General features: G+C 34.0%; 17 protein-coding genes. 7 read left to right on the forward strand and 10 right to left on the reverse strand.

Annotated elements, in window-relative coordinates; translation table 11 throughout:
* The 4 genes from Q1V95_RS02095 to Q1V95_RS02110 all read right to left on the reverse strand — a co-directional run.
* Nucleotides 1-185, reverse strand: a 185-nt coding sequence (locus Q1V95_RS02095) for an enoyl-CoA hydratase-related protein (RefSeq protein ID WP_300669773.1), incomplete at its 3' end; no start/stop codon positions are given.
* 802 nt (nt 186-987) lie between these two features.
* Nucleotides 988-1,185: a hypothetical protein gene (locus Q1V95_RS02100; protein ID WP_300669774.1), complete on the reverse strand. Its 198-nt coding sequence runs from the start codon at nt 1,183-1,185 to the stop codon at nt 988-990.
* Between the two features lie 460 nt (nt 1,186-1,645).
* Nucleotides 1,646-2,134 (reverse strand): DUF4920 domain-containing protein, encoded by a 489-nt coding sequence (locus Q1V95_RS02105; protein WP_300669776.1) that lies wholly within the window; start codon nt 2,132-2,134, stop codon nt 1,646-1,648.
* Nucleotides 2,135-2,167: 33 nt separating this feature from the next.
* Nucleotides 2,168-4,258 (reverse strand): LTA synthase family protein, encoded by a 2,091-nt coding sequence (locus Q1V95_RS02110; protein ID WP_300669778.1) that lies wholly within the window; start codon nt 4,256-4,258, stop codon nt 2,168-2,170.
* A 131-nt stretch (nt 4,259-4,389) separates the two neighbouring features.
* On the opposite strand from Q1V95_RS02110, the gene Q1V95_RS02115 reads away from it, so the two are divergent.
* From Q1V95_RS02115 to Q1V95_RS02135, 5 genes are all read left to right on the forward strand, one after another.
* Entirely contained in the window at nt 4,390-5,214 is an 825-nt protein-coding gene (locus Q1V95_RS02115; RefSeq protein ID WP_300669780.1) for a DUF2807 domain-containing protein, read from the forward strand.
* Between the two features lie 108 nt (nt 5,215-5,322).
* Complete coding sequence (locus Q1V95_RS02120; protein WP_300669782.1) at nt 5,323-5,967, forward strand: outer membrane lipoprotein carrier protein LolA; 645 nt, start codon at nt 5,323-5,325, stop codon at nt 5,965-5,967.
* Nucleotides 5,968-6,089: 122 nt separating this feature from the next.
* Nucleotides 6,090-7,565, forward strand: a complete 1,476-nt coding sequence (locus Q1V95_RS02125) for an LptF/LptG family permease (RefSeq protein ID WP_300669934.1) — start codon at nt 6,090-6,092, stop codon at nt 7,563-7,565.
* A gap of 2 nt (nt 7,566-7,567) precedes the next feature.
* The gene (locus tag Q1V95_RS02130; RefSeq protein ID WP_300669784.1) at nt 7,568-8,098 is read left to right on the forward strand and encodes a GNAT family N-acetyltransferase; all 531 of its coding nucleotides are present in this window, start codon (nt 7,568-7,570) and stop codon (nt 8,096-8,098) included.
* A 113-nt stretch (nt 8,099-8,211) separates the two neighbouring features.
* Complete coding sequence (locus tag Q1V95_RS02135; RefSeq protein WP_300669786.1) at nt 8,212-10,569, forward strand: TonB-dependent receptor; 2,358 nt, start codon at nt 8,212-8,214, stop codon at nt 10,567-10,569.
* Between the two features lie 78 nt (nt 10,570-10,647).
* On the opposite strand, the gene Q1V95_RS02140 is transcribed toward Q1V95_RS02135, so the two are convergent.
* From Q1V95_RS02140 to Q1V95_RS02155, 4 genes are all read right to left on the reverse strand, one after another.
* Nucleotides 10,648-11,688, reverse strand: coding sequence for a TlpA disulfide reductase family protein (locus Q1V95_RS02140; RefSeq protein ID WP_300669788.1), 1,041 nt, complete (start codon nt 11,686-11,688; stop codon nt 10,648-10,650).
* A 46-nt stretch (nt 11,689-11,734) separates the two neighbouring features.
* The gene (locus Q1V95_RS02145) at nt 11,735-12,616 is read right to left on the reverse strand and encodes a DUF808 family protein (RefSeq protein ID WP_300669790.1); all 882 of its coding nucleotides are present in this window, start codon (nt 12,614-12,616) and stop codon (nt 11,735-11,737) included.
* A 73-nt stretch (nt 12,617-12,689) separates the two neighbouring features.
* On the reverse strand, nt 12,690-13,721 hold the full coding sequence (locus tag Q1V95_RS02150) for an aminotransferase class V-fold PLP-dependent enzyme (protein ID WP_300669792.1): 1,032 nt from the start codon (nt 13,719-13,721) through the stop codon (nt 12,690-12,692).
* 14 nt (nt 13,722-13,735) lie between these two features.
* Nucleotides 13,736-14,551 (reverse strand): sulfurtransferase, encoded by an 816-nt coding sequence (locus Q1V95_RS02155; RefSeq protein ID WP_300669794.1) that lies wholly within the window; start codon nt 14,549-14,551, stop codon nt 13,736-13,738.
* 141 nt (nt 14,552-14,692) lie between these two features.
* Between Q1V95_RS02155 and Q1V95_RS02160 the strand changes: the two genes are divergently transcribed.
* Both Q1V95_RS02160 and Q1V95_RS02165 read left to right on the forward strand, forming a co-directional pair.
* The gene (locus Q1V95_RS02160; RefSeq protein ID WP_300669796.1) at nt 14,693-15,655 is read left to right on the forward strand and encodes an NAD-dependent epimerase/dehydratase family protein; all 963 of its coding nucleotides are present in this window, start codon (nt 14,693-14,695) and stop codon (nt 15,653-15,655) included.
* A gap of 21 nt (nt 15,656-15,676) precedes the next feature.
* On the forward strand, nt 15,677-16,432 hold the full coding sequence (locus Q1V95_RS02165) for a polysaccharide deacetylase (protein WP_300669798.1): 756 nt from the start codon (nt 15,677-15,679) through the stop codon (nt 16,430-16,432).
* Between the two features lie 79 nt (nt 16,433-16,511).
* Here the strand turns inward: Q1V95_RS02165 and Q1V95_RS02170 are convergent, their stop codons facing one another.
* Entirely contained in the window at nt 16,512-17,723 is a 1,212-nt protein-coding gene (locus tag Q1V95_RS02170) for a metallophosphoesterase (RefSeq protein WP_300669800.1), read from the reverse strand.
* A 97-nt stretch (nt 17,724-17,820) separates the two neighbouring features.
* Nucleotides 17,821-18,900: a 3-oxoacyl-ACP synthase III family protein gene (locus Q1V95_RS02175; protein ID WP_300669802.1), complete on the reverse strand. Its 1,080-nt coding sequence runs from the start codon at nt 18,898-18,900 to the stop codon at nt 17,821-17,823.
* Nucleotides 18,901-19,055: the final 155 nt, after the last annotated feature.

Below are 19,055 nucleotides of genomic sequence, written 5' to 3' on the forward strand. Positions count from 1 at the left end.
GACAACAACACAACGCCTATCGATGGATCTTCCGAAGCATCAAAAAAAGCATCATACAATTCTGAAGTTGTTTTGGGACGAAAAGCATTTCTAACTTCTGGTCTATTAAAGGCGATTCTCGCAACGCCACCACATTTTTTGTAGGTGATATCGTCGTATTCTTTAACTGTTTTCCAGTCTATCATTTTAATAAAATTTGGCGTAAAGATAAGGCTATAATGACAATTATTAAAATCTTAAAATTATTAATTCTAGAAAACAATTTTATTTCTATTTTTAGAAGTTAAAATCAGGATTGCAAAGAATTTATTATTCAAAACAAACTCACACTGGCACGAATACCACGCTAATTTAATTAATATAATCAAAACAGGTAAAACACCCACAAAGGCCAATTACTAACAAAACGTCAAAAGTTTATCCTTGATAAACTAACATGAAAATATTAAACGTTACTCCATCTTTATACCAAGCACTCCTTGCCGCAAAACTTATGAAACTTCTACCATAAATATGTAAAATCAGCTAAAAACAATACATAAACCTTGTTGGAAACTCTTGAAACTTTCATGATTACAAGCTAAAACAAAATACTGAAGTGAAATTTTAATTATAAAATTCAAAAATCGTTTAAATGTATCATATTGATTTTAAAATACTTATAAAACAAAGTTTAATTATCAAGTGATACTTTCTCACAAATAGCAATTAAAAATTTTGCTAAAACACTGTTAATCAAAGGTTAGCGAATTATGTGGAAAACTTTTTAAAACATTAACCCAGTTTTAGGCATTATCGGACATTTGAATTTTCTTTTTAAAATTTCTATTTCTATTTTTGTAATACATATTGGTGAAAAGAAACCATGTTGATGAAAGAAAGATTCTAGGCACCAGACTAGATGAGGAATAGATGTTCTTTGCTAGAAATAAAAAAAGTTCCTGAGGTACGAACTCAAGAACTTTCATATTTGTCTAACCATATTTTTTAAAAACCGGTATTTGTACAATGGAGTTTAAAACTGAAAATGGGAAGACTTACATGAGAATTTGCAGAAAATGTATTACCCGCAAAGGTAAAAGAATCTGTAAGACTCGTGGAGTTTATTCTTTTTGGGTGGAAGTGAAGTAAAGTAGCTTTGCCAACAATACACAATCCATCTGCTGGTGCAGGTGGATTTTTCATTACGTATGTACTTAGGTTGAACATGATGATTGCGGCTAACGTAAAAGTATTGGCGCAGTGCGGGCTAATATGAACAAAACGTTCAGATCTGACCAAACCAAGCCGATGCTTTTTCATGCAACTAAATTATAAAAAAAAACAATATGAAAAGCAGCGGCGGTTAATTATTGTTATATTTAACATTCTGTCAATACATCATTTTGCCAATACAATGTTATCCAAAGCCTTTTATAGGCCATTATCGTGCGAGCGTCTCGTTCGCATATCTAGTTGGCAGAAGCTTATATCTTTTTATTCCGCGAGCGTCATACTTATAATCTTGTTAAAGATTTGAAATAAGCATATTTAAATGTAAAAAAAAATATGAACATATTTAGAAAGGGAGCACAAAAAAATAAGCGCCTTCAACAGATGTCGAAAGGCGCTTTACAATATAATAATTGTGATTGGTCGGTGTTGATTATTTCACGACTTTAATAGCACTTGCTAAAAAGCGTGTTTCTGTTTTTGGATCTTTAATAGCGTCAATTTCTTCTTGAGATTTTTTCGCGTCTTCTGCATAATGTTTTAGCTCGTTTACAGAACTTGTTTTGCTTTCAGCATTTCCTTCTAGCACAACAGTTTTACCAACCAAGGCCATCGGAACGAAGAATCCATAATCTTTCATTTTAACAAAGAAATCTTTGCCATCATCAGATTTTAGTTTTACCCAACATCCTTTTTTAGGACAAACTTCAGTAACAGTGCCTTTTACAGCAACATTTTCAACTTTAGCTTCTTTGGATAATTTCTTATTAAGATCTTTAACGCTAATCGCTTTTTTTGCCGTTGCTGCGTTAACATCTTTGCCGTAATACTCTCCTACTTTTGCGTCACCAGCTGGTGGACCCGATTGTGCGAAAGTCATAACGCCTATCCCTAAACCTAATAAAAATAACAAGTTTTTCATCCTTATGTTAAATTTTTGTAAATGTAATAAAAATTATTTTGAAACAACCTTATTCAGCTTTTTATTTTTTAACCAATACGAGGTGGCTTCGTAGGTTGCAATGGTTTCATCTTTCAACTTCTCATCGATTTTTGTTCTCGGAATCTCATCAAAATAAGGATTATAGATTTCAGGAATTGTATTTTTTTGAGCTTTTAGATCATATTGTTTCACTTTCTTTGTCGGAGAAATAATCGTCAAAACATTATCTTTTATTAAACCTAAATCCTGATAAGTCGCAATAAAAGCGCGCGGTTGATAATTTGATTTAAAAATATCTTGCCCCAAAAACTGACTTTCGTAATTGAAATTCATTAAGCCAAACAAAGTCGGCATCAGGTCAATCTGAGACATCAAAGTGCTCACCTCTTTTGGTTGCACAAGACCTTCCGAGAAAATAAGTGCAGGAATCCTGTATTTATCCATCGGCAATTCTGTTTTACCAGCAGACGACGCACAATGGTCAGACACGATTACAAAAATTGTATTCTTGTACCAATCTTGTTTTTTTGCCATTTCGAAAAACTTCTTAATCGAATAATCAGTGTATTTAACACCACCTTCGCGTGATTTTGCACTTCCCGAAATGTCGATTCGTCCATCTGGATAGGTGAAAGGTCGGTGGTTACTAACCGTCATCCAATGGTTAAAGAAAGGCTTGCCAGACTTGGCTTCGGCATTCATCGTTTGGATTGCTTTTTTCGCCATATCCTCATCACTAACGCCCCAAATATTCGCAAATGTAATTTCTTCTGGTTTAAAGGCTGCTCTATCAACAATATCGTAACCATTTCCGCCAAAGAAATCTTTCATATTATCAAAGTAAGAATCGCCACCATACAAGTATTTAACTTGATAACCTTTCGATTGGAAAACCGACCCTGTCGTAAATTTATTCTTGTTATCCTCACGTTTTACAACACTTTCTCCAGCAGTTGGCGGAATACAAAGCGTTAATGCTTCCAAACCACGAACTGTACGATTTCCTGTTGCATAAAGATTGGTAAACATCATACTTTTAGTTGCCAAACTGTCCAAAAACGGTGTGATATTTTGCTCGTTGCCATAATGTTTTAGGAAATCTGCAGAAAGACTTTCAATCGAAATTAAAACCACATTTTTATGAATTTCCGCCGAATCACCAACAACTGGGCGACGTAATTCTGGTGGTTCATATTGACTTAAAAACAATTTTTCTGCTTGTTCTATTCCTAAGCTTGGATAGAATTTAACAAAGTCCAATTCTTTAGTATTAAATGCCGTATAGAATTTCTCCAAACCATTGCTTTTAATTTCTTCCGAAAAAGTATTTTGATAATGTATTTTTTTAAGCTGACCAATCGCGAAAAGACTCACTCCAAACAATACAACATAAGTCACAACAAAGAGCATTTTTTGCACAAAATTTGGGAGTATTATCAGCTCCGATTTTGTTTTTTTATAAATGAAAATCGTAACACCTATGGCAATCGCAATAATCACCGAAAACAACGGAACCACAGGATAAGACTCCATTATATTACCAATAACTTCGTTGGTATAGATTAAATAATCGACCGCGATAAAGTTGTAACGAACCCCAAATTCATTCCAGAAAAAGTATTCGCTAACCGCATTTTGAATGATTAAAAACACATACAAAAACAAAGTAATGAAATACAGAATATTTCGGAACCTTTGTCTTTGATTTGGAACAAACAACAACAAGCCAAACAAAATCGTTTTTAAACCAACAAAAATTAAAGCTATCTCTGCAACAGAGCCTCCATATTGGTTGAAAATATTATTTGGGACAAAGGCAATGTACAATACAAAAGCGACCAAAAGTCCAAAAATAATGTAGCCCCAAGGTTTATTGTATTTAGAATTGGATAAAAATAAAAAGTAAATCACCAAAAATACTGACGCAATACTAAATACAAAAATATCGCTAATCGCACCGACTAACAGAATGCCTAGACTCTCGAAAAAGCCAAAGCTGCTAGTGGTTATTGGATGAAAAAAGAAGACCAATCTCAGCAAAAATGAAATTAGCAGATAAAAGCCTCCTAAGTAAAAAAACGCTTTTAATTTTTTGATGTCCATAGTTTGTTTTCTTGTTGTTTTTCGACTTTCAAAGTTATGATTTTATAAATTATTTTAAATTTTTAAAATTAAATGTAACAAAACGGCATTTCGAGTTGTCTAACTAAATATAACAACAAAAATATCTCACTATGAAAACAAATAAAATCTGCGCTATCTTATTAGGTCTTAGCCTTAGTCTAAGCGCTTGTAGCTACTCAAAGTCGAACGGCGAATCTTCTTTCACCGTTGGTGGTATTAACTTCGGAAGTAATGAAGGCAAAGGTGCTTTGACTGACAAAACTTATACTTTCGATTTTGATGAAATTAAATCTTCTAATTCTTTGTCTGTTGAAGTTGTAAAATCTAACACAGAAAAAATCGTGGTTAACGCACCATCTGACATTATTGACCAAATTGAAGTTGTGCAAGAAGGTTCAGCTGCAGTTATTCGTATTGCAAAAGGTGTAAGAAATCTTTCTACCAATCGTGTTAAAGTGAAAGTTTATGCCAAAGATTTCAGCAAAATTTCGGCTTCTTCTAGTTCTTCTATTAAAGTAGTAGACAGCTTCAAGTCAGACAGAATGGACATTGCCGTTTCTAGTTCAGGAAGTATTGGCGGAAGTTTTGACGCATCTAGCGTTAGCATCCAAGCTGGCAGCAGCGGAAGTTACTCTGGTCAAGTTATAGCGAAAAGTGTAGATGCCCAAGTATCATCATCAGGAACGATTAGCATAAAAGGACGTTCGGAAAGTCTTAATGCACAAGCATCGTCATCAGGAGATTTGGAAGCTGCAGAATTTACGACAGACAGTGCTATGTTACAAGCTTCTTCGTCGGCTGGTATCAAAGTTGGCGTTCGTAATTCTGTAACAGGAAGTGCATCATCTAGCGCTGATATTGTTGTCCTAAAACGTGGCGACTTACAAACCAAAAATGTTAAAGAAAGCAGCTCTGGCTCTGTGACAATTAAATAAAACTAATTTTTTGTCCTATTTCTGAGGTTTGGCATACAATTGTATGTTTAGATTTTAACTTCTAAAATATAGAAGCATCTAAAAATATACGAACTAGAAAAGAATAAAATGAAAAAATTATTAGAAAAGACAACATTGGTGGGGATTTCATTATTCACTTTTGGGATGTCTTTTGCGCAAAAAATTGACCAAAAATCTCAAAGCATTTTGGATGCTGTAACCTCGAATTATAAAAGTAAAAAGAATACCTACTTCAAATTTACTTATGGTTCGGGATCTGGTACAGTAACCAAAGCAGAGACAGGAATCTTCTATTCTAGCGATGATAAGTATAAGTTAAAAATCATGGGTATAGAACAGATTTTTGACGGTAGCAAAGTCTACAACATCAACGATTCTGACAAAGAAGTTACCATTGCAAAACCTAATGACAGTGATGTGATGTTTTCGCCGCTTAGTTATTTAGAATCTTATAAAAAAGATTACGATGTAACCTATGGTGGCAAAAAAAGTATTGGCGGACAATCTGTCGATTACATCAAAATGACGCCTGTTAAAGATAATGGTCTTAAGCAAGTTAATCTCTATGTTAATACAGTGCAGAAAAAATTGGTTAAGCTAGAACAAATCGCAACCAACAACCAATTGGCAACAATTAGCATCAGCGATTATAAAGAAAATCAAACCTTGTCGTCAAGCCTTTTCAGCTTCGACAAATCCAAATATGCTAAATATTTAATCACAGAACTTTAATTCTGTGTTAAAGTTTAGAGCTTGTTTTAATTTTAATGCTAAAATTATTAAATAGGCGCTTAATTATAAAAAGTCATAATGTCTTTCGCATTATGACTTTTTTGCTGTATTTTTGACGTCAAATTAGATTATTTTTCCATTTGAAAAAGCTAGACAAATATATCATCAACACCTTTTTCGGGCCATTTCTTTTTATTTTTAGTGTCCTGTTTTTCATCTTCATTGTCAATATTATTTGGGTGCAGATGTCGCAATTCACAGGCAAAGGATTGACCTATTGGGAAATTATCAAATTCCTATTCTACATGAGTGCCAGCGTTGTGCAAATGGTTTTGCCTCTCACAATCCTGCTCTCTTCCATTATGACTTTTGGAGATTTTGGTGAGCGTTACGAACTTGCTGCGATGAAGGCTGCCGGAATTAGCTTAACACGTGTAATGATGCCACTTTTCATTACGGTGTCCATGTTATCATTTGTCTTATTTATCTTTTCTAATAATGTTATTCCCGACTTTCAGAGGAAGGCGAAGAATATGTTGTTTAACATCGTTTCTAGTAAGCCAGCTCTCAACTTTACGCCAGGCGTTTTTATTGATCAAATGTCAGGTTTTTCGGTTAAATTTGATAAGATTACCGGCGAAAACAAACAAAATCTAGAAGGTGTTTTTCTTCATAAAAATGCCAACTCTTACGAAAATCAGCAAACAATCATTGCCAAAAGCGGTCGTTTTGCAAAAGCGCCAGATCCTAATTATTTGAAGCTTGTCCTTTATAACGGTTATATCTACGAAGATGATATCGCCAACAAAGCGTATAACGATAGACTTAACCAACCGAATCAGTCGATTAAATTTGACTCTTTAGCTTTTCATATTGACATTAGTGATATTATCAACAAAGCGATTGAAAGTGAAAAAATCACGGACGATTATCGTTTTCAAAACTATTTCGAAGTTAACGAAACCTTGAAAAAGTCTGATGAAAGCAACAAAATAAGCGTGACCAGTATCGCGAATCAATCGATGATGAATGTCAACTCTTATGTTCAGTATCTTGACAATCCCAATAATAAAGTTAAAGTCAATCCCGAACCTAACTTTACAGGAGATAAGCTTGGACCAGAAAAAAGACTCGAAGTTTATTATAACGCTTACAGCAAATTGAATAATCTCCGAGACAATAACAAAATGTCTCAAGAACAAGTTTTGGAAATGAAAAAATTCCGAAACAAAGTCGTCATTTATCAACAAAGAATATTCTCGTATTCTGTGACTTGTATTATATTCTTTATGATTGGTGCGAGTCTTGGTTCAATTATCCGAAAAGGAGGAATGGGACTTCCAGTTGTTATTGCGATTATAATTTTCATTATTTTCTATGTTATCAATTTGAGTGTCGAAAACCTTTCTTGGAAGGGACAATTGGATCCTTATTTGGCAACATGGTTCCCGAATATGGTTTTGTTCCCATTTGGGGTTTGGTTGACCTACAAAGCTTTGACCGATTCGCAATTATTTGACATCGAAAAATACCGAACTTTGTTTAAGCCTATTACAAAAAGATTTTCAAAAAATAAAGAACACAAACGCTATCAATAATTATGAAATTCTCACTGCAACCACGATTAGAAAATGACATTGTAATTTTGGAACCACTCCAAAAGGAGGATTTCGAAGCTTTGTATAAAGTAGCGTCCGAAAAGGAAATTTGGGCACAACATCCCAATCCTGATCGTTACAAAAGAGAAGTTTTCCAGAACTTTTTCGAAGGGGCAATCCAAAGTGGCGGCGCGTTCAAAATCTATGATAAAAAGTCGGGCGAACTAGCAGGAAGTTCGCGCTTTTACGATTATAACGAAAACGAAAAAAGCATCTTAATTGGTTATACTTTTTATGGAACAAAGTTTTGGGGAACTGGACTTAATCATGTTGCAAAAAAAGTGATGATGGATTATATTTTTCAATTTGTTGATACTGTAATTTTCCATATTGGTGCCGAAAATTTGCGTTCTCAAATTTCTTTAACAAGACTTGGCGCAGAAAAAATCGACGAACAATTGGTCGAATATTTTGGTGAAAGTCCAAAACTTAACTTCATTTATCAGATTAAAAAGGAGAATTATCAAAAATAATTTTCATTTTTAAAGCGCTCATTTTCAAATATTTAAAAATAATTTTAAAAATATTTAAAATTTTGATGTAACAAGAATCCGTTTCTGCTTGTCATAACTATAAAATTAGTGTTATGAAAAAAGCAAGCATCTTGTTAGTCAATTTAATCGGAATTTTAACTTTTGGTCAAAAGATCGAAGGCAAATTAACCGACAATAACAATACAAGTCTTTCTTTTGTAGAAATAGTAGCTTCACAAAAAGATAAAAAATATTCGAGCATCAGCTCAGAAAATGGACAATTTGCGCTTCAACTTCCAGAAAATGGAACTTACAAATTAGAAATCTTTAAAGATCAAAAAAGTATCTTCAGCGAAGATGTTCAGGTACAAGGGACGATTCATAAAAATATCCAAATGCCATCTCAACCAGCGTCGGAAAAACAAATTGAAGGTGTGACCGTTGTAGCAACTGGCAAAAAGTTGATAGAGCGAAAAGTTGACCGTTTGGTTTTTAATGTCGAAAATTCTGTTGCTTCACAAGGTGTTGACGCTGTCGAAGCACTTTCCAAAACGCCAATGATTCGTACAACGGACGACGCCATCAGCATTGCTGGGAAAAGCAGCGTTGCCGTAATGGTCAATGATCGACTTCTTAATCTGTCTGGTCAAGAGTTAATTAATTACCTAAAAAACCTCCGTTCTGACGACATTGCCAAAATCGAAGTGATTACAACACCACCTTCAAAATATGCTGCAGAAGGCAAAAGTGGACTTATCAATATTGTACTTAAAAAAAATACAAGCATTGGTTGGAATGCGTCTCTACAGACTTCTGGAAGTGTGAGCAAAGTTGCCAATTGGAGAGATGGCGCAACATTTAATTATCAAGGCAAAAAACTTTCGGTGTCGACATCTGGAAGTATGGGCGAAAATATTTGGACACAAAAAAGTCATAATTATAGTGTTGGAGAAGATCAATACTGGAATTCTGACGGAAGTTATTGGGGAAATTACCGCTACAAAAACGCCAACATTAAAACGGAATACAAATTAAATGACAAAAACCTAATTGGTTTTAATTATAACTATTCGTTTTCAAATCCTTACAACATCAGCGAAAATCATGTTCGTACCTTACAAAATGGCGTTTCATCGGAATTTATCTCAAACAACCTAAACCATAATAACAACAATAATCATTATGCAACGGCTTTTTATGATGTCAAATTGGATAGTCTTGGCAGCAAATTGAGCTTTTCTGGGAATTTATTATCAAATAAAACGGCTTTAATTAACAATGTAAAAACTTTCCAAAACACCGAAAAAGAAGCCAATAACTATAATGATAATATGTACAATGTTTACTCTGGTCAAGTTGATTTAGAAAAGAATTTTTCGAAGTTAAAAACGGAAGCTGGTATTAAATATACCAACATTAAAAACGATTCAGACAACCAATTTTTTGATATCGACAATGGACAAGAGCAATATAATCCGTTGCGCAGTAATGCCTTTCTTTATCATGAAAAAAATTATGCTGCTTATTTTTCTACAAGTTTTAAAATCGCTGAAAAATGGGACGGAAAATTTGGACTTCGTTATGAGTATACAAAACTGGATGGCACATCCAAAGCGGACAATGCCAGCGTAGAAAGTTCTTACGGAAAATTCTTCCCAACAGCTTATGTTAGCTACAAAGCGGACGATAACAACACCATGTCACTTAATTATTCGCGAAGAATACGACGTCCATATTTTGGAAATCTTAATCCGTCCAAAACTTACACTTCGGATTACGAATATTATGTAGGAAATCAATATCTGAAGCCCTCTTTTTCGGATAATGTAGAGTTGAGTTATGTTTTTAAAAACAATTTTACGACAACACTTTACTTCACACATACAGCGGATTCTTGGGACAGAATTCAGAAAATTGAAAACGGAAACAAATTCACGACCACAGAGAATTTCTACAACGAAAATCAAACGGGAATGAGCGTGAATTATAACTTTAATAAATTCCGTTGGTTAGAGTCCAATATGTTCCTAACAGGTTTTTATAACCAAGCGACAACGACAAGAACTGACGTTAGCCTTTTCCCAGCAAGCTTTGGCGCCAACCTTAATATCAACAATAGTTTTTATTTGAGAAAAGACAAAAATTTCGCATTGACATTAGGTTATTGGATGGACTTGCCAAGCAAACAAGGCAACTCGGATATTAATTTCAGTAATAATCTTTATGCTGGACTCAAGCTTAATCTTCTACAAAAGAATTTGATGATCAACATGAATATCAATGATATTTTTAACACGCAAGCTTATCGAGGTCGAGAGGTCTACTCTAACTTTACATCGAATTTTAAGTACAAAGGTTTGTCACAAAATGTTAACCTTTCTGTGACTTACAAATTCGGAAACAACAATATAAAAGGTGCAACCAAACAAACCAAATTTGAAGAACAAAGTCGCGTTGGTGGCGGTTCTTAACAATACACTACATTTGATATTTACGAAAAAATCGGCAGTCTCATTAGGAGCTGCCGATTTTGTTTATTTTAAAAACATCTAATATTTAAATATTTCTTTCAAGTCAGATTCGATATTTTCAATTGGTTCAGAAACATCATCATATCTGTGTAGAATTAAACCATTTTTATCGATTAAGATCTGAACAGGTATATATGGTATAGCATACAAATCACTAATTGTGTTGTTGATATCGTTTGTATGGAAAAATATTTCTGTTTGATCTTTTTCTATTGCTTTTCGCCATTGTTCGTCAGTTTTCGCATCTAGCGCAATCCCTATAATTATAAGATCTTCTTTTTTATACTTGTTGAAAATTTGGATAAGTTTAGGATTATTTTCACGACAAGGCTTACACCAACTTGCCCAAAAATCAAGCAACACATATTTTCCACGAAAATCTGAAAGCGACAAATTATTTCCATGCACATCAAGCGTTGAAAAATTAATAGCATTTTTTCCAACTATTGAATTTTCTAATTTCGATTTATATTCTAATAAATATTTTCCATATTCACTATTTTTTAAATCGGCACTTAAGTTTTCATAAAAATTATTTAATTCATTGTATGAAAAATTATCGATGTTTTGTTTGATAAGATACAAACCAACATAAGAATTAAAATTCTGATTGATATAGTTTTTTGTTACATCAATTGAATCACTATTGCCTTTTAGTTTTTTGTATTCATAATACTGGCTATTTGATTTTGAACCATTAATTTTTGCTGTATGAAAATCTAAGGGATTATCAATATTAATTTTGATTGTTGAATTGGGGTCGATGAAAATTCTCTCTGTAATTTTCGGATCATTGAGGTCACTGACTCTATCTTTTTTAAGAATGGTTATAAAAGCATTTTTACTTTCTGTAATACATCCAGAAAAGCGAAACTCATTGTTTTTAACTCGAATACTATCCCACTTTCTTTTGTTACCAACACCATCATAACTAAAGTAAATATACTTGGCATTTAATCCCTTTGTTTTTCCTAAAACCTGAAAATTAGAAGAAGCTTGACAACAGGCGAAATGGTAAATCAGCACCAGCAAAAAAGTAAAATAATATTTAGATTTCATTTGCAAAATATAAAAATAAACTACACAATCTATTTTCTATAACTTTTTAAGTCTTTTTTAAAACTTTAACCAAAGTCTGCCCCAAACTTATCAACAAAACCATAACACTTCCGACAATAATCCCAAGTCCTGCTTCGTTAACGATATCTGGAATATGAGGAAGATAATCATGAAGATGATCTATATTATGCATAAAAATCCCACCAGACACCAGCAACAAAGCAATCGTACCGACAACGCCCAAAACTTTAATGATAATGGGAAGAAGCCTTACCAAGAAATGTCCAATTTTTGAAAAAATTCCGCGATTGTGCGACTTATCAATCAACACAAAGCCGGCGTCGTCCATTCTGACAATCAAAGCAACAATACCATAAACACCAATTGTCGCCAAAAAAGAAACAATACAAACTGTAATAATTTGTACATCCAAAGGCTGCTTGAGGACGGTTCCCAAAGCAATAATCACAATCTCAATTGACAAAATAAAGTCCGTTCTAATCGCAGCTTTTACTTTTGCCCTTTCCTCTTGCTCAGGCAGTTTCTGTTCTAAAACCTGAGTAATATTAGTGGTTTCTTGCTCGACTTCTTTTTTATGGAATAAAAAATGAAAAATCTTTTCCATGCCCTCAAATGCGAGATAACAACCACCAGCAATCAAAACATATTTGATGACCACAGGAAAAAAAGCATTTAGTAAAAGCGCGACTGGCACAATCATTAACTTGTTAAGGAACGAACCTTTGGTGATCGCCCACAAAACTGGAATCTCACGCGAAGACTGAAATCCCGTCGCTTTTTCAGCATTTACGGCTAAATCATCTCCCAAAATACCAGCCGTTTTCTGAGTTGCAACTTTACTTGCCACCGCAACATCGTCTATTAAGGCTGCCAAATCATCCAAAATTGCAAAAAAGCCTGATGCCATATTTTATAAAATTCTAATGTTCAAAATTATCAAAGGCGGAGAAAATATTAAGTTTTGATTCTCTTTTTTTAATCTATTTCAAATTTTGGATAGCGGTAACAAACTCTTCAATGGCTTCATCAGGCGTTGCCCAAGAACAAATTAAACGTATTGCAGCGAAGTTATCATCAATTTCTTTCCAAACATAAAAATCAAATTTGGATTGTAAAACTTCAATATTTCCTTTTTTAAGAATCGGGAAAATCTGATTGCTTGAAGATTCGGTCAAAAACTTAACACCTTTTTCGACGAAAGCATTTTTAATTTTCTGTGTTTGCTGATTCGCATGTTCTCCGAGTTTTAAATACAAATCGTCTTTTAACAATTCTAAAAACTGAATGCCCAACAATCTTCCTTTCGCCAACATCGCGCCTTTTTGTTTGATGAAATAAGGAAAATCTTCACACAATTTTTCGTTGTTAAAAATAATAGCTTCACCGATTAACGCGCCATTTTTTGTTCCACCAAAGTAAAACACATCACAATTTTTAGCAATAACTTCTAAACTTAAATTCGCTTCTGGAATCGCAATCGCTTGGGATAATCTTGCTCCATCGATAAAAAACAAAAGATCTTTTGACTGACAAAATTGGTACAAATCTTCCAACTCAGATTTAGTATAATGTGACCCGACTTCTGTTGTATTCGAGATATAAACCAACTTTGGACGAACTTGATGCGGAATATTGAGATGCGTATCGAGTATTTTTTGGATGCCCTCCGTTGTTATTTTTCCGTTATCTGTTGGAATCAAATTAATCTTATGACCAACTGCTTCGATAGCACCAGTTTCGTTGGATTCAATATGTCCAGTTTGTGCTGCAATAACGCTTTCAAAAGGTTTTAACATAGAAGAAATCACCAACAGATTGGCTTGCGTTCCGCCACTTACAAAAAAAACGCCCGCATTCTCATTTTTAATTTTTGAACGAAAAATAACAGCAGCTTGATTGCAATAATCGTCGTGTCCATAACCCAATTGCTGCACCGAATTGGTATCCACCAAAGCTTTCAAAATATTAGGATGACAAGCTTCGGTGTAATCGTTTTTAAAAGAATATTTCATTTAGAATCAATCAATTATAATTTATTTCGAGACCATTCGCTCCAAGAACCAACATACAAATTTGGAATTTCGTAACCGGCTTCGCTCATCGCCAACAAGGTGTGACAAGCTGTTACACCAGAACCACAGTGCACAACAATTTGATTTTTAGAATGTTTATCAAAAATATCTTTGTATTTTTCATGAAGTTCTTCCGACGTTTTGAAGTTTCCATTATCGTCAAGATTCTCAGCAAACGGAATATTAATCGCATTCGGGATATGACCAGCAATCAAATCTATCGGTTCTGTAATGCCAGCATATCTTTGGTTTTCACGAACATCAATAATCACAAAATCTTTGTCTTGTGTTGCCTTTTCGACATCGTCAATTTTTATCGTTGGCAAATTCCAATTAGAGCTTGGATAATGCGTTTTTTCATATTTAAAATCGCCTGATTCTATTTCAATATTGTTGGCCTTTGCATGTTGAAGTCCGCCATCCAAAACTTGCACTTTCTCGTGACCAAGCGCTTTTAACATCCACCAAAATCTCGCCGCAGCATTGCCTCCATTTTTATCATCATAAATCACAACATGTGAATTAGGATTTATTCCTAAATTCCCTAAAGTTTCGGCAAACTTTTCAGCACTTGGCAATGGATGTCTGCCACCAATTTTGAAATCGCCAATCTCTGCTAAATCCTTATCCAAACTAACATAAGCAGCATTTTTGACATGTTCACTTTTGTAGTTCTCAACGGCGTTTGGTCCAGTTCTTACATCATAAATTCGGATCTCGGGATTGTCTTTTATTTTAATAAAATCTTGAAGTCTCAGAATAGGTTTCATTTCTTAAATTTTAATGAAACTAAGGTACTTAATAATTCTTGGGAATCGAAAATTTATCATCATAAAATTGTGGACAATTTCAATTAAAAATTTCGGTGAGCAGTTATTTTTATTTAGTTTTGCATAACATAAAAAGTAATTATGAGTAGCCATACAGAACGCATTCTTGTGACTGGTGCTTTGGGACAAATCGGCACCGAATTAACATTAAAATTAGTTGAACTTTACGGTAAAGAAAATGTGTTTGCATCTGGTCTTGACAAATGGAAAGAAGGCATTACAGAAGCTGGACATTACGAAAGATTGGACGTTAGCAACTTTGACGCGATGACCAACTTTATCAAAGAACATAAAATTACAACAGTTTACCACTTAGCTTCCCTACTTTCTGGGACGTCAGAAAAGCAACCACTTTTCGCGTGGAAACTTAATCTAGAGCCACTTCTTCACCTTTGCGAACTTGCAAAACAAGGTCTTATCAGCAAAATATTTTGGCCAAGTTCTATCGCCGTTTTTGGTAAAGGTCTTCCGAAAGAAAACGTTGGACAAGAAGTTGTACTTAACCCATCAACAGTTTATGGAATTTCCAAAATGGCTGGTGAAAAATGGTGTGAGTATTATTTTGATAAATATGGTGTTGATGTGAGAAGTATCCGTTATCCAGGTTTAATATCTTGGAAAGCACCTGCTGGTGGTGGAACAACAGATTATGCAGTAGAAATTTTTTACGAAGCTGTGGAAAATGGAACCTATACAAGCTTCATCAAAGAAGATACTAAAATGCCAATGTTGTACATGGATGACGCCATTAATGCTACGATTAAATTGATGACTGTACCAAAAGAAGATGTGAAAGTTAGAACGTCTTACAATCTTGGAGGCATGAGTTTTAATCCTAAAGAATTGGCTGAAGAAATTACAAAAATCATCCCTGATTTCACGATTAAATATGAGCCTGATTTCCGTCAAGCGATTGCAGATTCGTGGCCAGCAAGCATCGACGATTCTGTTGCAAAAAAAGATTGGGGACTTAGTTATGATTTTGACATCAAAAAAATGTCGGAAGACATGATTAAAAATCTAAAAGTAAAATTGGCCAAATAAGTCAAATAATATGTTCTAAAGATGCTGTTGCTAAGTTTCAATCTTACAATTCCTTTTGGAGAAGATCGCGCCAATCCAAAGCTGGACGACGAAAGCTTGATAGCATCTTTGGAACACAATCTCGAAAGCTTTCTTAGCGACATTGAGATTTATTCTATTTTGGTGACTTTTTTTGTTGAAGTCAGAATTGCTGAACGACTGAGCAAAACACTAAAAAAGTTAACCGCCGCAGGACACGAAGTTGCGCTTTACAACATTGTTTCATCGGTTGCAGAAATCGAAATTGTTAAAAATAATCTCGAAGATCAACTTCAAAAAAGTGTGCGAGGACTTCGCCAAAAACTTCTTCGACTTCCCGAAAAAGACATTAGAGCTTTAGGCTTTTCCTATGTTTCTAATATCGAACATTCTAACATTGGTTTTGTCTTTAGACGTTTAAAAAAGGAAAAAACACAATTGTATTACGAAAATTCTTTGGCAATTGTTCCAGAATCTTTGTCGCCCTATTCTCAACTTCCTTTTAATGATTATGTTTTCCAGATGACACCTCTTAAGTTTTATGAAAATATGATTTTGGAAACTTTGCAAAATGAAGATTATGTCCAAGTCTATATGAATGCTTGGCAACTTTATGAAAAGGAAAATCTTCCCTATAAATTTCCATTTTATAAAAAATTTAATCTCGGAAAAAAATTCGAAGACAAACTGCTTTCTTTTTTAGAATTTATCGACGAAAACGAAATCGCAACTTCGAGAATGAAGGATTATTTGTTTTAAACTTTTAACAACATACTAAAAAATAAAAGCCTTTCAGAATTTTAAACTCTGGAAGGCTTTACTTTATTTTAGAAAAAATTTAACTTAACTCAAACAAGGTAATTTCTGGTAAAATCCCTACTCTTCCCGAATATCCGATTACACCAAAACCTCGGTTAACATAGAGATAGCGACCATTACTTTCATACAGATCCATCCATTTTTTGTATTTGTATTCGACTGGCGACCATTTAACATTTTTGAGATCCACACCAAACTGCATTCCGTGTGTATGACCAGACAATGTTAAATGCACAAAATTAGGATGGTTTTTAACGGCAAAATCGAAATGTGTTGGATCGTGAGACATCAAAATTTTAACAGAATCTTCTGGCACATCTTGCAAAGCTTTGTCTAAATCTCCATATTGAGGAAAAGGTTTTTCGCCCCAGTTTTCGACACCAAGAAGATAGATTTTATCACCATTTTTTTCGATGCTAAGATTTTCGTTTTGTAGCATTTTAAAGCCAGCTTCCTTTTGATATTGTATTAAATTAGGAACATTTTGACGCTCTTCTTCTTTAGAATTAAATTTTCCATAACCACCATAATCGTGATTGCCAAGCACCGAAAACTTACCATCTTTCGCCTGAATAGTTTTAAACAAATTAATAAAAGGTTTGAACTCGTCAGCATAATTATTAACCATATCTCCTGTGAACAAAACCAAATCTGGCTTTTGTTGATTGATCAAATCAATGGCATGTTGCAATTTTGCAGGTTCTTGAAAAGTACCGCTGTGAACATCCGAAATCTGAACAATCTTGTAACCTTTAAAGCTTTCTGGAAGACCTTTTAATTTTAATTTCACTTTTCTAACACGATGACGGTATTTTCCGAAAATCATCCCATCCAAAAAAGCATACGACAAAAGTCCTGCCGTTCCAAGGCCCAGAATACTTACAAACTTCCTACGACTCGGCATATGCGCAGCATCGCGTCCAGAAGAAACCGCTTCGAAGCCATATCGACAAAGCCTAATAATATCTTCGAAAAGTAAAAAAACAAAGGTTAAAAGTTTGGGCAGGACAAAGACCAAAATCAATCCCATAATAATATTGATCTGCAAAGGATTTCGACTTGCTCGATCAAACTGCGTTACCAAATAGATAATAATCGCGTAGACAGCAACGGTAACAATCCAATAGGCATTTCTTGCCCAAGTTTGGCTTACAACTGTGCGAACCGCTTGGTAAATATAAAATTCGATGAGAATAAAAAAAACAATTATTCCCAAAATATTTTTCATCATCTTTAAATCATTCTTTAAAAAAGTTCTAAAAAGAAAAAGCACAAAGTAAACCAAATTGTTACTTTGTGCCTTTTTGACTTATTTTTATTTAAATAAATTAAATTTTATCTGCTGGAAAACGGTAGATTACGCAATTAATATTCATCCCAGCACCAACTGAAGTGAAAATAATATTGCTACCTGGTTTGAAGCTTTGACCTTCCATTTTACCTTTTCTAATCAAATCAAACATTGTCGGAACTGTTGCCACAGAAGAGTTTCCGAACTTCTGAATTGTCATCGGCGAAATCGCATGATCATAATCTTTAATCCCATAAAGCTTGAACAATCTCGAAATCATCGCATAATCCATTTTTGCATTAGCTTGATGAATCAAAACTTTATCAATATCCGAAATATCCAAATTAGCTTTTTCGATGGTTGCTTTAATAGCGTCAGGAACGTTTTTCAAAGCATATTCGTAGATTTTACGGCCACGCATTCTGATGTATAAGCGAGATTCTGGATCGTCTAAATTTAATGAAGGACCATTTTCTAGATAACATAGTTCTTCACCATTATCACAAATTGTGGAATCAGCAATTATCCCAACATTTTCTTCATCCGTAGTTGTTACTACGACTGCACCAGCGCCATCTGCAAAGATTAATTTGTTTCTGTCAAACTTATCGGTAACGCGACTCAAAGTTTCGCCACCCACAACAAGTATATTTTTTGCACGACCAGATTTTAACAAAACATCAGCTAAAATAAGCGCCTCTACCCAACCTGGACAACCGAAAATCATATCATAATTAATACATTTTCTGTTTTTGATGCCCAATTTATTTTTCAATCTAGCAGCTAATGAAGGCATAAAATTCGGTATTCCTCTTTCATCAACTTCACCAAAATTAGTTGCATAGATAATATAATCAATTTCTTCTTTATCAATACCAGCATCATCTATCGCTTGCGTAGCAGCACGAAATCCTAGATCCGAATTATATTCTCCTGCACTGATGTAACGTCTCTCTTCAATTTCTGTAATATCAACAAACTTTTGAATGATTTCGTCATTTGGTTTATCAATTTTTTCGTTGTTTTCATCAAAAAAAACTGAGTCCATGAAGTGAGAACCGGTAATAACATTCTCTGGTATATAACATCCAGAGCCAATAATAACTGTATTTGGCATTGAAGATTTTTGAAAAATTAAAGAAACAAAATTACGTATTTTTTTCAATTTTAAAAGATGATTTCACAGAAATGCTATGCACATCCATTCGACAGTCAAAATCTGCATCAAGAAAGCGAAATTTATCATCTATTTTTCTTACAAATTATTACTAA

This window comes from Soonwooa sp., from assembly GCF_030151385.1.
GTDB lineage: Bacteria > Bacteroidota > Bacteroidia > Flavobacteriales > Weeksellaceae > Soonwooa.

Coding starts and splice junctions, on each gene's coding strand:
- Q1V95_RS02100 (WP_300669774.1), bottom strand. CDS start 1,185: ATGAAAAATCCACCTGCACCAGCAGATGGATTGTGTATTGTTGGCAAA.
- Q1V95_RS02105 (WP_300669776.1), bottom strand. CDS start 2,134: ATGAAAAACTTGTTATTTTTATTAGGTTTAGGGATAGGCGTTATGACT.
- Q1V95_RS02110 (WP_300669778.1), bottom strand. CDS start 4,258: ATGGACATCAAAAAATTAAAAGCGTTTTTTTACTTAGGAGGCTTTTAT.
- Q1V95_RS02115 (WP_300669780.1), top strand. CDS start 4,390: ATGAAAACAAATAAAATCTGCGCTATCTTATTAGGTCTTAGCCTTAGT.
- Q1V95_RS02120 (WP_300669782.1), top strand. CDS start 5,323: ATGAAAAAATTATTAGAAAAGACAACATTGGTGGGGATTTCATTATTC.
- Q1V95_RS02130 (WP_300669784.1), top strand. CDS start 7,568: ATGAAATTCTCACTGCAACCACGATTAGAAAATGACATTGTAATTTTG.
- Q1V95_RS02135 (WP_300669786.1), top strand. CDS start 8,212: ATGAAAAAAGCAAGCATCTTGTTAGTCAATTTAATCGGAATTTTAACT.
- Q1V95_RS02140 (WP_300669788.1), bottom strand. CDS start 11,688: ATGAAATCTAAATATTATTTTACTTTTTTGCTGGTGCTGATTTACCAT.
- Q1V95_RS02145 (WP_300669790.1), bottom strand. CDS start 12,616: ATGGCATCAGGCTTTTTTGCAATTTTGGATGATTTGGCAGCCTTAATA.
- Q1V95_RS02150 (WP_300669792.1), bottom strand. CDS start 13,721: ATGAAATATTCTTTTAAAAACGATTACACCGAAGCTTGTCATCCTAAT.
- Q1V95_RS02155 (WP_300669794.1), bottom strand. CDS start 14,551: ATGAAACCTATTCTGAGACTTCAAGATTTTATTAAAATAAAAGACAAT.
- Q1V95_RS02160 (WP_300669796.1), top strand. CDS start 14,693: ATGAGTAGCCATACAGAACGCATTCTTGTGACTGGTGCTTTGGGACAA.
- Q1V95_RS02165 (WP_300669798.1), top strand. CDS start 15,677: ATGCTGTTGCTAAGTTTCAATCTTACAATTCCTTTTGGAGAAGATCGC.
- Q1V95_RS02170 (WP_300669800.1), bottom strand. CDS start 17,723: ATGATGAAAAATATTTTGGGAATAATTGTTTTTTTTATTCTCATCGAA.
- Q1V95_RS02175 (WP_300669802.1), bottom strand. CDS start 18,900: ATGCCAAATACAGTTATTATTGGCTCTGGATGTTATATACCAGAGAAT.